We start from the raw sequence: 14,201 nt of genomic DNA on the forward strand, positions 1-14,201 counted from the left end.
CGAACTCGGCCGTGAAAAGCCTCCGCGCCAATGGTACTGCGTCTTAAGACGTGGGAGAGTAGGTCGCCGCCAGGTCACTCAGCCTCAAGAGACGCCCTAAACAAAGCACAAGCTTGCATCGTCATCAGCTATACCGAAACGCCCCGGCTCACAAAAGCCGGGGCGTTTCCGTTTCGCCTGCGCTTACTTCAGGTTCATGCAGTTCGCGTAATAGGTGACCGTCGCCGGCCAGTCGGAGAAGATGCCTTCGACGCCGACCTGCTGGGCCAGCACATCGACCAGCTCGTAGATCATGCCGTCGTTGTTCACGATCTCGTTGATCGACTTGTAATAATATCCGCCGCCCTTCTGCAGCGGGCCTGAACGCTCCAGCGACCAGGTGATGATCTTCAGCCCGGCGGCCTTGGCTTCCTTGGCGTAGGCGGACGGGGCGATCCTGCCATTCTCCACGGTCACCAGCAGAGGCAGCGACGGAGCGATGTAGTTGACGCCCATCTCCTTCAGCTCCTTCATCGAGGGCTTGAAGGTGGCCGGATCCATGTGGTTGAAGGTCTTGTCGGTTTCGTCCCGCTCGTCCAGCAGGATGGCCTGCTTGGCAAAAGCCGGCTCGGCCTTGATCCAGTACAGGATGTCGGACAGGTTGAAGGATTGAGGGAACACATCCTCCGGCGGGATGCCGGCGGCCTTGTATTCGTCGATCATCGCCTGGGCGTAATTTTCCTGGGTCCAGCCCTGGTAGGGCATGTCGACCGCAGGCGCCTTCAGTTCCGGCGTGAATTTCAAACCCTGCGCCTTCACCAGTTGAATGTATTCGGCATGGGTCATCAACGTCCCGCCGGCCGCGGCATACAGGTCGGTCCGCCAGGCCGGCGTGCCCTTCATGTAGGCGTCGACGCTGGTCGCCTTGGTGTTGGCGGCATCCATCTTGCCGGTCAGGCTCTTGAACTCGGCCAGGGTGATGTCGCTGGTGCGGCATTCAGCCGAGGCCGGCTTGTCGCCGTCGGCCGGCACGAACGGCTTGCTGCATTTCCTGGCGAGATCGGTCGCCAGGATGTTGGTGGTGGTGTGCAGGTCGTTCTGGGCATGGCGGCAGACGAGCTGCTTGTCGGCGGTGAAGGCGACGTCACATTCCTGGATACCGACCCCCATCCGTGCCGCCGCGCGGTAGGACTGGAGCGTGTGCTCCGGGAACTGCATCGGGGCGCCGCGATGGGCGATGGAAAAGAGCTTCTTCTCCAGGGGCTTGTCGGCACAGGCCTCCAGCTTCGCCTTCAGTTCCGGATTGCGGATCTGATCGATCAGGAAATAGGGGCGGGGGCCGACCTCCACCGGCGCCGCCGAAGCTGTACCGGCGGGCAGCGCCAGGGCGATGAGGAGGACCGGTACGAACAAGCTGCGCATGGGGTCGTGTCCTTGCGATGTTTGGGTCCTCACATGTGCTTGATTTCCCAATGCGATCTTATGCCGTTTTGATGAAGAAGCGATGACGTTGGGGGAGCAGGGCGTTCTGGACACCGCTTCATCGGCTATTAACCTGTTTTTGCTGAATTCAACGGATGTGGTCCGCCCATGCGGTGATGGCCTTGACGGTGGCGTGGTGACGGCGATGGGCGATTCGGACGATCTCTTCGACATGTATCGCAAGGACCACGCCGCTGCGGCGTTGACCGGTCCGGCCCTGGCAGCGGCGCTTGCCGACACGGTGAAGCGCAGCTTCGCAAGGATCGAGGAGCTTTGCGCCGATGTGACGCGGGCGCTCGCTCAGGCGCGTTACACCACGAAGCTGGCGCAGACGGTGACCGACCGGTCGAGCTATGTGCGGCTCGACCGCCAGTCGGAGACCTTCCGCGACTATCTGCGGAACTGGAGCCAGCAGCGGGCCGAGAAGGGTTCCGGCGGCATGCATTGGGAAGCGCAGATCCTCGTCACCGACCATCGGCGGACGACGAAGGAGATCGGGCTGGGCATCGCCTTCGAATGGCCGGACGCAGGGGAGGAGGGCAGCCTTGCCTTCGTCGAATTCTGGCCGACCGGCGCCGGCGTGTCGCTGCCGTCCGACGCCCGCGGATTCCAGCGGGCGCTGGTCGCCTGCATCATCAAGCTGGAACAGGCCGGCGAACTGGCCAGCGTCAAGGACCGCGGTTAAGCACTACAGCGTGGCGTTCAGGCCGGAGGCCGACAGTTCCACCGGCCGGCGGGCCTGTCCGTCACGGGCATAGGTTCCGTCGCTCGACGCCTTCTCCAGCGCCGTCAGCAGGTTGCGGTTGATGGTCAGCACCGCCTTGCGCAGGGCGACGAGGCCGGAGGCATTGACCGACACCGCCCGTTCCAACCGGTCGATCCGCTCCAGCGTCATCGCGCGCAGATCGTCGGGCAGGCGAATGCCCTCGTCGCGGGCGCGCAGCACGGCGCTTTCCAACTGTTCGGCCATCGCCGCCTTGCGGTGGGCGAAGGACTCCAGCCGGTCGAGCATGCCGGCGGCGATGCAGGCGGATTCCTCCTCCAGCACGGCGGACAGCGCTTCCACCGCGTCGAGGAAGTCGCGCACCAGCAGGGCGGTGGCGCCGTCATAGCCGGGATCGGGGGCGGCCGGCCCCTCGGGCTGCGCCTGCTCAAGCTGGCGGTCGGGGGCGAATTCGTGGATCAGGTCCTTGAGGGTGACGCTCATGACCGCTGCTCCGCTTGGGATGCATAGAGGCGGGCGATCTCGTCGTGCGTCATTTTACCGATGCCAAGCGTGCCGGATTCGGCGATGGCCTTGCCATATTCCTGCAGCATCATGCTGCGCCATGGCTTTTCCGCCGGGCCGCCGCCGCCGAACAGCGGGCTTTCGCGCATGCCCGCGAACATGCTTTCCATCAGCTGGCCGACCAGCATCGCCTCGAACTCCTTCGCCACCTTGTCGGCTGCGGCCGGGTTGGGGGCGGCCGGCGTCGCGGTTGCCGGCGTGTGCGCTTCTGTCGTGCGGAGGGTCGCTGCGGCGATCTCCATCGTCGTCTCTCCATCCTGGTCTTCGGGGGTCAGATGATTTCCAGGTCGGCATGCAGGGCGCCGGCGGCCTTGATGGCCTGGAGGATCGCCACCATGTCGCGCGGCCCCACCCCCAGCGCGTTCAGTCCATTGACCAGCTGTTGCAGGCTGACGTTGCCGCCGACGGTCACGAACTGGCGGCCGTTGCCCTCCTGAACCTGCACGTCGGTGCGCGGCACCACCACGGTGGAGCCGTTGCTGAAGGGCTGCGGCTGCGACACCTGCGGCGTCTCCACCACGCGGACGGTGAGGTTGCCCTGGGTGATGGCGACCCGGCTGACCCGGACATCGTCGCCGATGACGATGGTGCCGCTGCGCTCGTCCACCACCACGCGGGCGATGGCGTCGGGGCGGACCGCCAGCTGTTCGATGTCGCCGATCAGGCGGGAGACGTTGCCGACATACGCGCCGGTGATCCGCACGTCGACGGTGGTCAGGTCGACCACCCGGGCGTTGCCGGTGCCGAGCCGGCCGTTCACCGCGTCGGCGATGCGGATCGCCGTGGTGAAGTCTGGGTTGCGCAGCGCCATCCGCACCGCGCCGACATCGTTCAGCGCGAATTTCAGCTCGCGCTCCACCGTGGCGCCGTTGGCGATGCGGGCGGTGGTCGGCACGCCCTTGGTCACCGTCGCCGCCGCCCCGCCGGCGGTGAAGCCGCTGACCGACAGCGGCCCCTGGGCGACCGCATAGGCCTCGCCGTCGGCGCCCAGCAGCGGCGTCACCACCAGCGTGCCGCCCAGCAGGCTGGTGGCGTCGCCGAGCGCCGAGACCGTCACGTCGACCGTGGTGCCCTGGCGCGGGAAGGGCGGCAGGCTGGCCGTCACCATCACCGCCGCGGCGTTGCGGGTGCGCAGGGTCTCGCCGCGGGTGTTGATGCCCAGCCGCTCCATCATCCCCTTCAGGCTCTGTTCGGTGAAGGGGGTGTTGATGAGACGGTCGCCGGTGCCGTTCAGCCCGACCACCAGGCCATAGCCGACCAGCTGGTTGCGGCGGACCCCGTCGAAGGTGACCAGATCCTTCACCCGCGTCTGTGCCGCAGCCGGAGCGGGGGCGACCGACAGCAGGCCGAGTGCCAGCAGAAGCCCCGCGGCCAGAGTCGCAGCATGGCGGAAAGCGGGCCGGAGCCGGCGCAAGACGGGGACCTGGATGCCGGGGCTCATGGTGATGCGGCCTAGAGGTAGTTGGTCAGGTGCAGCTTGGCGATGCGTGCGGTGGCGCTGGCGGTGGCGTCGATCTGCGCCTCCAGCTGGGTGATCCGCGTGCTGGCCTCGTAGGGATCGACGCCTTCCAGATTATTGATCTGCAGGCTGAGAACCGACTTCTGCGTCTTGTGCTGTTCGGCCAGGGTGGCGACCTGGGCGCGCTGGATGCCGAGCTGCGCCGTCGCCTCCCGCAGCTTGCCGAGTCCGCCGGACAGCTTGTCCACCGCGGTCTTGATGTAATCGGGATAGGCGTCGACGTTCATCTTCGAGGTGTCGACCGCCGCCAGCATGTAGACGCCTTCCAGCAGCTCCCGCATCATCGGGTCGTTGGCCTGCACGCCATAGCCGACGGTGGTGGCGTCCGCCGGTTGTCCGCTGACACGCGGCGATGCGGTGCCGCCGGGCTGCATCGCCGTGGTGCCGGTGTAGAGGCCGCCCTCGAAGGTATCGGTCAGCGGGGCCGGGGCCGGCGTCGCCGGGTCGCGCACGGCGAACAGGTCGTCCAGCCGGGCGACGACCGCCGCGGTCTCCGCCGCCGTGGTCGGCATGGCGGTGCCCCCGGTGGCCGACTGGATGGCATCCCGAACGATCTGCAAGGGCGAGCGCAGGCCCGACTTGTCGCCGTCGACGTTGCGCATCGGCGGCTGGTCGAGCGCCGTGCCGGCGAACAGATAGCTGTTGCCGGAGGCGGCGTTCAGCAGACCGACCACCTGATCCAGCACGCCGCGAGCCCTGATCTGCAACGAGCTGCCGGTCGGCGACTGCTGCCCCAGCCCGGTGGCGGCGGCGGCCAGCAGGTCGGTGCCGGAGGTGAGGATGCCGGTCATCGCGCTGTCCATCATCTTCATCCGGCCGTCGAGCAGGTCGGTGGTCTTCACATATTCGTCGGTGCGGTCGAACAGGTTGCGCAGCGCGATGTCGCGGCCGGTGCTGGAGCCGATGGTGGCGGCAACGTCGGCATGGAGGCCGGTCGATACCTCCTCGTTCGCGCGGGTCAGCTCCATCTGCTGCCGGGTCATGGTGCTTTGCAGCGTCCGGCTCATCCCCAGCGTGGAGAGGGCGTTGTACAGCATGGTGCTTACCCCTTGATCTGCAACAGGATGTCGATCATGCGGCCGGCCACCTGCACCACCTGGGCACTGGCGCCATAGCTCTGCTCGATCAGCTGCAGCTTCTGCATCTCGTCGTCGATGTTGACGCCGTCGCGGTTGATGCGGGCGGTCTCCAGCGTGTCGGCGCTGATCTTGCGCGCGTTCATCTCCGACTCCGCCCCGGTGCGATAGCCCTGCTGGGCCGACACCATCGCGGTGGCATAGCTGCCGAGCGTCGCGTTGGCGGGCATGTCGGTGGCGGCGAAGCTGCGCGTGGCGGTGAAGACGGACTGGAACTTGTCGATCTGCGTCTGGTCGCCCGGCTTCAGCGGAGCCGCCGCCTGCACGCCGCTCTGCACCCGCCAGCTTTCCGTCCGCACCACGTCGTTGACGGCGATGCGCGAGGCCAGCCCGGCGGTGGTGCCATAGGCCGTCCCGGCATCGGTGAACAGGCCGGGCTGGGTCGGATCGGCCTCCGCCCCCTGGAAGGCCTGGACCAGACCGGTGGCCAGCTCGTCCAGCTGGGCCATGGCGCGGGGCATGTCCTGCTTGATGGTCTGGACATAGCCCATGATGCGGCCGCTCTGGATTTCACTGTCCGGCTTGGCCGACAGGGCGACGCCGTTGGCCATCACCTCGTCCCCCAGCAGGGTCAGCGGCTGCTCGCCCGGCGCCAGCGGGTGGTCGAGCAGGGTCTGGCCGTTGCGGGTCATCACCACCACCTGGCCGTCCTCGCGGCTGTAGGTGCGGATGCCGATCTCCTGCGAGACCTGATCGAGCAGGCGGTCGCGCTGGTCGCGCAGGTCGCCGGCATCGCCGCCGCGGGTCTCCAGCGTCGCGATCTTTCCGTTCAGGTCGCTGATGCGCTGGAGCGAGGTGTTCACCGAATCGACGGAGGTCTGGAGCCGGTCCCTGGCATCGTCCTGTACCGTTTGCGCGGCTTCGGCGGCGCGGTTCAGCCCACCGGCCAGCGTCACGGCCTGCGACACCACGGCGCTGCGTGCCGCGTCGTCATTGGGCATGTCGTGCAGGCGGGCGAAAGCCTGCTGCAGCTTCGACAGCTGGGTGGAGACCGATTTCTCGTCCTGTGGCTGCCCCAGTACCAGCGCATAGTCGGCCAGCGCCGAGGCGCGCGCCTCCTGCCCGCTGTAGCGGCTGGTCTCGAACCGCGCGTCGCGGATCAGCAGTTCGTCCACCTTGCGGGCGACGGCGTCGACCCGCACCCCGGCACCCCGGCCGGCGGTGGTGACCGCGGACAGGTCGAGGTCGCGGCGGACATAGCCGGCGGTGGTGGCGTTGGCGAGGTTGTGGGACACCATCGCCGCCTGCTGCTGCGTCGTGCGCAGACCGGACAGGGCGGCGGTGAGGGCGAGTTGGACGCTCATGGCCGGGACTCCGTCTGGGCTGGACTCAGCGCTTCAGGCGCGTGGTTTCTTCGACCATCTCGTCGGCGGTGCGTACCAGGGTGGCGCTGGACGAGTAGGCGCGCTGCGTCTCGATCAGCGAGACCAGTTCGGTCGCGATGTCGACGTTCGACTGTTCCAGCGCGCTGCCGACGACGCTGCCGGCGCTGCCCTGCTTGCCGGCACCCAGCGTCAGGGTTCCGGTGTCGGCCCCCAGCGTGTAGGTGTTGCCGTCCTGGGCGACCAGACCGTCCGGGTTGGTGACGGTGGCGATCGGGATCTGGTACAGCGCCTGACGGGCGCCGTTGTCGTACATCACCCACAGCTTGCCGCTGTCGTCGATATTGACCGAGGTGACCTGCCCGACCTTGGCGCCGTCGCCGGTGACGGTCGGGACGTAATCGCCGTTCAGCTGGGTGACGTTGCCGAGCGACATGGTGAAGCTGTCGGCGGTCGGGGTGGCCGGCGAGTTGACGGTGAGGCTCGGCATCGGGTCGAGCGGCAGGCCGGCGCCATCCACCGGCTTGCCGGCGTAGGGGCCGGTGGCGGCGAAGGTCAGCGTCGCCGGGGCACCGGTCACGGTGTAGCCGGTGGGACCGGTGGCGGTCAGCGTCCACTGGTTGGGGGTGGCGGTCTTGGTCCAGGTCAGCGACAGGTCCAGCGGGTTGCCCAGCCCGTCATAGAAGGTCGGGCTGCTGGTGAAGCTGTCGCCGGCGACGGCCTGGGCCGGCAGGTTGCCGGAGAAGTCCATCTGCGTCGTTTTGCTGCCGCCATAGACGAGGTTGCCGATGTTGACCGACTGCAGATCGTCGAAGCGCGAGGTGCTGACGTTCGGCATGGTGCCGTCGGGGTTCAGTTTCCAGGCTTCCAGATACTGGCCGGCGTTGTTGTGCAGGAAGCCGGCCTCGTCGGGCAGGAAGCTGCCGGCGCGGGTCAGCGAATATTGCGGCGTGCCCGACGCCTTGTTGCCGACGACGAAGAAGCCGTTCCCGCTGATCGCCATGTCGGTGGAGGAGCCGGTGCCGAGGATCGTGCCGTCCTGCTGCACCTGATAATGGGTGGCGGACTGCACGCCGCTGGCGGTGTAGGTGCTGCGGCTGCCGGGCGAGGTGACCAGGGTCGAGAAATCCACGGTGGCCCGCTTGTAGCCGACCGTCTGGGAATTGCTGATGTTGTCCGAAATGGCGGCAAGGCGCGAGCTTTGCGCGGACATGCCGCTGACACCGGAACGCATGGCGCTGTACAGGCTCATCCTTGGAATCCTCTGGTCAACCGTCGAACGGAAGGGGGTTGTGCGTTCCGGGATTCTCCGCGGATGACTGGCGGGATTAACGGTAGCGAAGGGGTTTTAAAGGGGCTTTAAAGGAAAAGCCGAGGGGTTTTGTTAAAATGTATGGTGGTTTTATTTGAAGATTGTCCCCGCTCTTACCGCCGCAGCAAGGTGATGCTGATCCGCCGGTTGCTGGGATCGAGCGGGTCGCTCGCCCCGAAATGGTCCAGATCCGCACGCCCCTCCACCCGGACGATGCGCCCGCCGGGAATGCCGCTGGCGATCAGTTCGCGCCGCGCGGCATTGGCGCGGTCGCTCGACAGTTCCCAATTGCCGTACTTGGCATCCGGCGCATAGCCCAGCGCATCCGTATGCCCGGTGATGCCGATCGGGTTCGGCACCGACGCCAGCGCCGACGCCACCATCCGCATCAGCCGGCGGCCCTGGTCGTTCATCTGCGCCGACCCGACCTTGAACATCGAGAAGCGGGCCTGATCGGTCAGCTGGACGCGCAAGCCCTCCGGCACCTGCTGGATCACCAGACTGCCTTGCAGGGCATTCAGGTCCGGCGATGCGGCGATGCGCTGGCGCAGGTCGCGTTCCAGCGATTCCAGTGCCACTTTCTCCGTCAGTTCGGAGGATTGCCGGTCGAGCAGCGCCTCCAGTTCCGCGCGGGTGGCCTGGGGGGCCGGCGGTGCGGCCGCAGGGGTCGCCGGCGCGCTCTCCGTCGCGGGGCGCAGCAGGTCCACCGGCGGAGCGGTACCGCCGGGCGGATGGGGCATCGGGTCCTTGCGGCCGGCCGGCTGGCGGTCGCTGTCGCCGACCGACGCCACGACCGGCGGGGAGGCGACCGGGCTCGCCTGATCGCCGGCGGCGTTGGGGGTGGTCAGCGATCCCGTCCTGTCGACCGAACGGCCGGCGAGCATGCCGTCGGCGCCGGAATTGCTCTGCGACACCGCGACCGGGTTGAAATAGTCGGCGATGCCCTTGCGCTGTTCGGTGGTGGTGATGTTCATCAGCCACATCACCAGGAAGAAGGTCATCATCGCCGTCACGAAGTCGGCGTAGGCCAGCTTCCAGGTGCCGTTGTGCTCTTCCTCGTCATGACCGCCGAGGTGGCGCTTGACGATGATCGGGGGGAGGGCGGTCTTGCGCGGCATGGCCGGTCACGCCGCCTGACGGCCGTCGCGGGCCTTGGCCTGCGACGACAGCGCGGTGGCGACCTCCACCTCGGCCAGGCTGGGCTGGATGTCGGTGTACAGCACCTTGCGGGCATATTCGGCGCAGACCTGCGGCGGGCTGCCGCGCAGGTACGCGCACAGCGCCGCCTTGATGCAGAAATACATGTTCAGTTCCGATTCGCGGCGCTGGCGGGCGGCGCTGGCGATCGGGCCGACCATGCCGTAGGACAGCAGCACGCCGAGGAAGGTGCCGGTCAGCGCCCCGCCGATCATCCGGCCCAGCACCTCCGGCGCCTCGCTGATGGCACCCATGGCGTTGATGACGCCCAGCACCGCGGCGACGATGCCCAGGGCCGGCAGCGCGTCGGCAAGGTTCTGCAATGCCTTCGGCACCTGGTTCAGCTCGCGGCCCAGCGTGTCCAGCTCCTCCGCCATCAGCGATTCCAGGTCGTGCGGGTTGTCCTGACCCAGCGCGATCAGGCGCAGGTAATCGCACAGGAAGGTGATGCAGCGGTCATAGCGCAGGACGTTGGGGTACTGGGTGAACAGCGGGCTTTCGGCCGGCTTGTCGATGTCGGCCTCGATCTGCGACATGCCCTTGGACTTGGCGACGCGCAGCAGGCCATAGACCAGCGCGATCATGTCCAGATAATCGTTCTTGGGCGTCGCCCGTCCGCGTGCGATGGCGCCGACGGCGCGCAGCGTCTCGCGCAGCACCGCCGGGCTATTGGCGATGGCGAAGCCGCCGATGCCGGCGCCGATGATGATGACGATTTCCACCGGCTGCCACAGCACCGCCATCCGTCCGCCCATGGCATAGAACCCGCCGAGCACGCTGGCGAACACCGCGATCAACCCGAACATCAAGCGCATGTTTTCTTCTCCGGATGTGCAAAGGCCGTCGCGAAAGGGGGGCAACAGTCCGTCGACGCTACCGCCGGCCGTTTAAAGCGGCTTTACGGATCAGGGTTTCCCACGCCACCCGCGGGCCAGCCGGTCGAGCGCGGTCGCCGTGGCGAGGTCGCGCTCCACCGTTTCCGCACGCAACGGCCCGTCGGCCGGCGGCGGCGCCAGCGCATCGACCAATCCGGCCCAGCGGGTGCCGGTCAGACGTGCGCGCTGTGCCTCGCCGAACGCGCGCAGGCCGTCGGCGTCGCCGGCCAGATAGGCCGAGAGCCCCTGCAAGGCGAGATCGTCGGCCGTCGGTTCCGCCCCCGTGGCGGCCAGCTCGGTGAAGGCGTTGTGCGCCGCCCGCCATTCCCCGGCGGCGAACAGCCCCTGGGCCCGCAGCCGTGCCGCTTCCGTCCCGTTCAGGCCGCGCAGCGCATCGAGCGCCCGTACGGTGTCGCCGTCGCCGAGCAGGGCGTCGGCGCGCAGCAGGGCGCGGCGTTCGGCCAGGGCCGGCTCCAGCCCGGACCCGCCGCTGCGGGCCAGCACGTCCAGCGCCTCCCCCTCGCGCCCGCCGTCGATCAGGGCGCGGGCCAGCGTGGCGCCAAGCTCCGCCCGGCGCGGACCGGAGGCGCCTTCCGTCAGCGCATGCAGGATGCGGATGGCCTCCAGCCCGTAGCCGTCGCGTAGCAGCAGGGTGGCGAGGCGCAGGCGCAGCCCGCCGTCCGCACCGTCGGCCAGCCTCACCAGCCGCCCGTGCCGTGCCTGCAAGGCCAGCGCATAGAGCCCGCCCGGCGGCGACTGTTCCAGCCGGTCGAGCACGGCGGCCAGGAGGGTGCGTCCGGCCGCCAGCGCGTCGCGCCCACGCGCGGTGGCGCCGAAGCGCCGCCCCAGCAGGCCGAAGATGTCCAGCGCCGCCTCGGTCCGGCCGCTGCGGGCATAAGCACCGCCGAGTGCCGCCAGCGCATCGGTCTCGATGTCGTCGCCGCGCCAGGCGAAGCGCAGGGCTTCCAGCGCCTTGATGGTGCCCTCCTCGTCCAGGCGCCCCAGGCCGCGGCGCAGCTCGATGGCACGCACCTCCGCCCGCCGGGCGAAGGGACCGCGGCGCAAGCCCGCCGCGGCGTCATAGCGGTCGAGCGCGGCATCGGGCGTGGCCTTCAGCTCTGCCAGCCGACCGCGGAAATAGTCGAGCCGGCCGTCGGCCATGCCCTTCGAATCGACGGTGATCATCTCCAGCACGATCAGGTTCAGCGCCGCGCTGTCCCCCGCCTCGTCCGCCGCGGCGGCGAGCGTGGTCAACAGGCGGCTGCGCAGATCGGCGGGATAGTCGAGCAGCCGGCGCAGCACGATGGGCAGCCCCTCCTTCGCCGCCGCCCAGCGGGTCGGCGCCAATGCTGCGCTGCGCCAGACATGGTGGTCGGGCATGGTCCCGGCCGGCAGCTCGACGAACAGGTTGTCGTCCGGCGCGTCCTCGCGGTCGAGCGCACGGAAGGCGTCGCCCAGGATGCGCAGGGCATAGCGCTGGTCCGGTGCCGGCGACAGGCTCGCCGCCGTTTCCAGGGCTGCCCGTCCCTCCTCGTCCATGGCGCGGGCGAGCAGGAAGCGGACAAGCGCGATCTGCGCCTCGACCCGCGCCCGGCCTTGCGCCTTTTCAAGAGCGCTTTGCAGAGCTGCACGCGTGCGGTTGAAGTCGTCACCGGCCCATCCGGCGAGATCCATTGCGGCAATGGGTGGTGGAGGAGGTGGCTTGGGCGGTTCGGCGGCCTGCGGTGCAGGCTTGGGGGTACGTTCCAATTGCCGCAGCGTCTGCTGGATGCTGTCACGCACCTCGCCTTCCAGGCTGGCAACGGCCGGGAGGGGAGTGCTCTCCCTCTCCCCGGGGGGGAGAGGGGACACTGCCGGGATTGGGGAATCCATAACTGCCGCGTTGGCAGTGCTGACGGGATTCAGCGCTTCAACGACTCCGGCGACACTGACAGGCGGAGAAGCCTGCGGAGCCACAACTGCGATCACCGGCTCCGGCTGCACCTCCACCGCCCCGCCGTCCGGCGCCCCCGGCTTGCCCCCCGGAACCGGCGGCCCGCCGACATCGACGATCAGGTTCCGCCGCTCCATGAAGCTCGTGACCCGCGCGCCGCAGGGCATTGTCGCGGTCAGGCTGCGCCCGCCGTCCGCCGTCACGAAGTCCGCCAGCCGGCGGGAGAAGCTGTCGCGCAGGCTCGCCAGCGGCCAGCGCACCGGGTCGGGCACGCTGATCCGCAGGACGCAGCCGTCGACGACCGCCACCGGCTCCACACCCTTCGGCACGGACAGCACCAGCCGCGAATAGTCGCCATGGTCGCCCAACTGCGCGCGAACGGCGGCCTGCACCGGACCGGGTACCGACAGCAGGGCGAGGACAAACGTCGAACCAAGCGTCAATGCACTATCCGGGCGCCGTTTCATCACAGTCGTCTCGCATTTTATCGAAATGATTGCCAAAGCCGTGCCAAGTCCGGCAAGGCATCGGACGGAACGGCTCAGGTTGAAACCCGGCTTTAAACTGCCTCGTCCAGATTAAGGCGGAGTTCAAAACCGGAGTGTTCGGCGATGGAGAACCAGCTTTACATCGGACTGTCGCGCCAGATGGCGCTGCGGCGGCAGCTGGACGTCGTGGCGAACAATGTCGCCAATATGAATACGGTCGGTTTCCGTGGCGAACGCACCCTGTTCGAAGCGGCGATGGAGACCGGCGGGCGTAAGCCGACCGACCGCATCGCCTTCACCATCGACCGCTCCACCTACACCGACCTGCGGGCCGGCGCCTTCACCGAGACCGGCAACCCCTATGACGTGGCGCTGGATGGCGACGGCTTCCTGTCGGTGCAGACGCCGGACGGCGTGCGCTACACCCGCGACGGCCGGCTGCGCCGCGACGCCGACGGCACGCTGGTCGGCCCCAATGGCTACCCGGTGCTGGACGACGGCCGCCGGCCCATCGTCATTCCCTCCGATGCCAGCAAAATTACCATCGGCTCCGACGGACTGCTGTCGGCTGACGGCGCCGTGGTTGCCCGTATTGCCGTCTCGCGCTTCACCAACCCGCAGGCGCTGAAGCAGACCGGCGACCTGCTGTTCGAACCGGCCGACGGCGTGGAGGCGCGCCCCGCTCCCGACACCCGGCTGGTGGAGGGCAAGGTCGAGCGCTCCAACGTGCAGGGCATCGTCGAGATCGGCCGGATGATGGACCTGACCCGCGACTATCAGGCGGTGACCAAGATGGTGGACGACGGGCAGGACCTCCTGCGCTCCGCCATCAACCGCCTCGGCAAATCCTCTTAAAGTCCCCACAGGGAGAGTCCGACCATGCGCGTGCTCAGCATCGCGTCCACCGGCATGATGGCCCAGCAGATGAACGTCGAGGTCATCTCCAACAACATCGCCAACATCAACACCACGGCCTTCAAACGCTCGCGCGCCGAATTCCAGGACCTGATGTACCAGGCGGAAAAGCGCCAGGGCAGCCAGTCGACCGACAGCGGCACCATCGTGCCGACCGGCGTCGAGGTGGGGCTGGGCGTGCGGCCGACCTCGGTCAACCGCATCAACACCACCGGCAACCTGACCTCCACCGGCAACGAACTGGATCTGGCGATCGAGGGGCGCGGCTATTTCAACGTGACCCAGCCCGGCGGCGAGACCGTCTACACCCGCGCCGGCAGCTTCAAGCTGTCGCCGGAGGGCACCATCGTCACCGCCGACGGCTTCACCGTCGCCCCCGGCATCACCGTGCCGCAGGGCACGCGCGAGGTGGTGATCAACCGCTCCGGCGAGGTGCTGGCCTATGTCGACGGCAAGGCCCAGCCGGTCAACCAGGGCCAGCTGGCGATGACGGTGTTCGTCAACGACAGCGGCCTGGAGGCGCTGGGCGACAACCTGTTCCGCGCCACCCCGGCCTCGGGCGAGCCGCAGGAGGGGCTGGCCGGGCAGGCCGGTTTCGGCACCATCCGCCAGAAGTATCTGGAATCCTCCAACGTCAACGTCGTGCAGGAAATCACCGAACTGATCTCCGCCCAGCGCGCCTACGAGATGAACGCCAAGGTGATCGAGGCCGGCGACCAGATGGCCTCCACCATGACCAACATGCGGTGACGACC

The 14,201-nt window shown here is 68.2% G+C and carries 13 protein-coding genes and 1 rRNA gene; 4 read left to right on the top strand and 10 right to left on the bottom strand.

From position 1 onward, the window contains the following. Positions 1 to 75 (top strand): 5S ribosomal RNA (gene rrf, locus J2848_RS36315); the annotation flags it as partial. Between the two features lie 108 nt (positions 76 to 183). On the opposite strand, the gene J2848_RS31535 is transcribed toward rrf, so the two are convergent. Beyond that, entirely contained in the window at positions 184 to 1,401 is a 1,218-nt protein-coding gene (locus tag J2848_RS31535; protein ID WP_149234680.1) for a glycerophosphodiester phosphodiesterase family protein, read from the bottom strand. A gap of 205 nt (positions 1,402 to 1,606) precedes the next feature. Here J2848_RS31535 and J2848_RS31540 point away from each other — a divergent pair, with 205 nt between their 5' ends. Further along, positions 1,607 to 2,146, top strand: a complete 540-nt coding sequence (locus J2848_RS31540) for a hypothetical protein (protein ID WP_149234681.1) — start codon at positions 1,607 to 1,609, stop codon at positions 2,144 to 2,146. A gap of 3 nt (positions 2,147 to 2,149) precedes the next feature. Here J2848_RS31540 and J2848_RS31545 read toward each other — a convergent pair whose 3' ends face one another. From J2848_RS31545 to J2848_RS31585, 9 genes are all read right to left on the bottom strand, one after another. Beyond that, positions 2,150 to 2,668 (bottom strand): flagellar protein FlgN, encoded by a 519-nt coding sequence (locus J2848_RS31545; RefSeq protein WP_149234682.1) that lies wholly within the window; start codon positions 2,666 to 2,668, stop codon positions 2,150 to 2,152. Next, positions 2,665 to 2,991: a rod-binding protein gene (locus tag J2848_RS31550; RefSeq protein ID WP_149234683.1), complete on the bottom strand. Its 327-nt coding sequence runs from the start codon at positions 2,989 to 2,991 to the stop codon at positions 2,665 to 2,667. The genes J2848_RS31545 and J2848_RS31550 overlap by 4 nt, the downstream gene beginning before the upstream one ends. Before the next feature lie 29 nt (positions 2,992 to 3,020). Next, positions 3,021 to 4,190 (bottom strand): flagellar basal body P-ring protein FlgI, encoded by a 1,170-nt coding sequence (locus J2848_RS31555; protein ID WP_149234684.1) that lies wholly within the window; start codon positions 4,188 to 4,190, stop codon positions 3,021 to 3,023. Positions 4,191 to 4,201: 11 nt separating this feature from the next. Beyond that, positions 4,202 to 5,305 carry a flagellin N-terminal helical domain-containing protein gene (locus J2848_RS31560; RefSeq protein ID WP_149234685.1) on the bottom strand — a complete coding sequence of 368 codons (1,104 nt, stop codon included), beginning with the start codon at positions 5,303 to 5,305 and terminating at the stop codon, positions 4,202 to 4,204. A gap of 5 nt (positions 5,306 to 5,310) precedes the next feature. Further along, the gene (flgK, locus tag J2848_RS31565) at positions 5,311 to 6,708 is read right to left on the bottom strand and encodes a flagellar hook-associated protein FlgK (protein ID WP_149234686.1); all 1,398 of its coding nucleotides are present in this window, start codon (positions 6,706 to 6,708) and stop codon (positions 5,311 to 5,313) included. Between the two features lie 25 nt (positions 6,709 to 6,733). Further along, the gene (locus J2848_RS31570) at positions 6,734 to 7,978 is read right to left on the bottom strand and encodes a flagellar hook protein FlgE (RefSeq protein ID WP_149234687.1); all 1,245 of its coding nucleotides are present in this window, start codon (positions 7,976 to 7,978) and stop codon (positions 6,734 to 6,736) included. Between the two features lie 173 nt (positions 7,979 to 8,151). Beyond that, positions 8,152 to 9,156: a flagellar motor protein MotB gene (locus J2848_RS31575; RefSeq protein ID WP_149234688.1), complete on the bottom strand. Its 1,005-nt coding sequence runs from the start codon at positions 9,154 to 9,156 to the stop codon at positions 8,152 to 8,154. A gap of 6 nt (positions 9,157 to 9,162) precedes the next feature. Next, positions 9,163 to 10,050, bottom strand: coding sequence for a flagellar motor stator protein MotA (motA, locus tag J2848_RS31580; RefSeq protein ID WP_149234689.1), 888 nt, complete (start codon positions 10,048 to 10,050; stop codon positions 9,163 to 9,165). Positions 10,051 to 10,140: 90 nt separating this feature from the next. After that, on the bottom strand, positions 10,141 to 12,486 hold the full coding sequence (locus J2848_RS31585) for a hypothetical protein (RefSeq protein WP_246194347.1): 2,346 nt from the start codon (positions 12,484 to 12,486) through the stop codon (positions 10,141 to 10,143). A gap of 168 nt (positions 12,487 to 12,654) precedes the next feature. Here J2848_RS31585 and flgF point away from each other — a divergent pair, with 168 nt between their 5' ends. Then, complete coding sequence (gene flgF, locus J2848_RS31590) at positions 12,655 to 13,386, top strand: flagellar basal-body rod protein FlgF (RefSeq protein WP_149234691.1); 732 nt, start codon at positions 12,655 to 12,657, stop codon at positions 13,384 to 13,386. A gap of 24 nt (positions 13,387 to 13,410) precedes the next feature. Next, positions 13,411 to 14,196 (top strand): flagellar basal-body rod protein FlgG, encoded by a 786-nt coding sequence (flgG, locus tag J2848_RS31595; RefSeq protein ID WP_109050682.1) that lies wholly within the window; start codon positions 13,411 to 13,413, stop codon positions 14,194 to 14,196. Positions 14,197 to 14,201 lie beyond the last annotated feature (5 nt).

This window comes from Azospirillum lipoferum, from assembly GCF_024170005.1.
Lineage (GTDB): Bacteria > Pseudomonadota > Alphaproteobacteria > Azospirillales > Azospirillaceae > Azospirillum > Azospirillum lipoferum.

Coding starts and splice junctions, on each gene's coding strand:
- J2848_RS31535 (WP_149234680.1), bottom strand. CDS start 1,401: ATGCGCAGCTTGTTCGTACCGGTCCTCCTCATCGCCCTGGCGCTGCCC.
- J2848_RS31540 (WP_149234681.1), top strand. CDS start 1,607: ATGGGCGATTCGGACGATCTCTTCGACATGTATCGCAAGGACCACGCC.
- J2848_RS31545 (WP_149234682.1), bottom strand. CDS start 2,668: ATGAGCGTCACCCTCAAGGACCTGATCCACGAATTCGCCCCCGACCGC.
- J2848_RS31550 (WP_149234683.1), bottom strand. CDS start 2,991: ATGGAGATCGCCGCAGCGACCCTCCGCACGACAGAAGCGCACACGCCG.
- J2848_RS31555 (WP_149234684.1), bottom strand. CDS start 4,190: ATGAGCCCCGGCATCCAGGTCCCCGTCTTGCGCCGGCTCCGGCCCGCT.
- J2848_RS31560 (WP_149234685.1), bottom strand. CDS start 5,305: ATGCTGTACAACGCCCTCTCCACGCTGGGGATGAGCCGGACGCTGCAA.
- flgK (WP_149234686.1), bottom strand. CDS start 6,708: ATGAGCGTCCAACTCGCCCTCACCGCCGCCCTGTCCGGTCTGCGCACG.
- J2848_RS31570 (WP_149234687.1), bottom strand. CDS start 7,978: ATGAGCCTGTACAGCGCCATGCGTTCCGGTGTCAGCGGCATGTCCGCG.
- J2848_RS31575 (WP_149234688.1), bottom strand. CDS start 9,156: ATGCCGCGCAAGACCGCCCTCCCCCCGATCATCGTCAAGCGCCACCTC.
- motA (WP_149234689.1), bottom strand. CDS start 10,050: ATGCGCTTGATGTTCGGGTTGATCGCGGTGTTCGCCAGCGTGCTCGGC.
- flgF (WP_149234691.1), top strand. CDS start 12,655: ATGGAGAACCAGCTTTACATCGGACTGTCGCGCCAGATGGCGCTGCGG.
- flgG (WP_109050682.1), top strand. CDS start 13,411: ATGCGCGTGCTCAGCATCGCGTCCACCGGCATGATGGCCCAGCAGATG.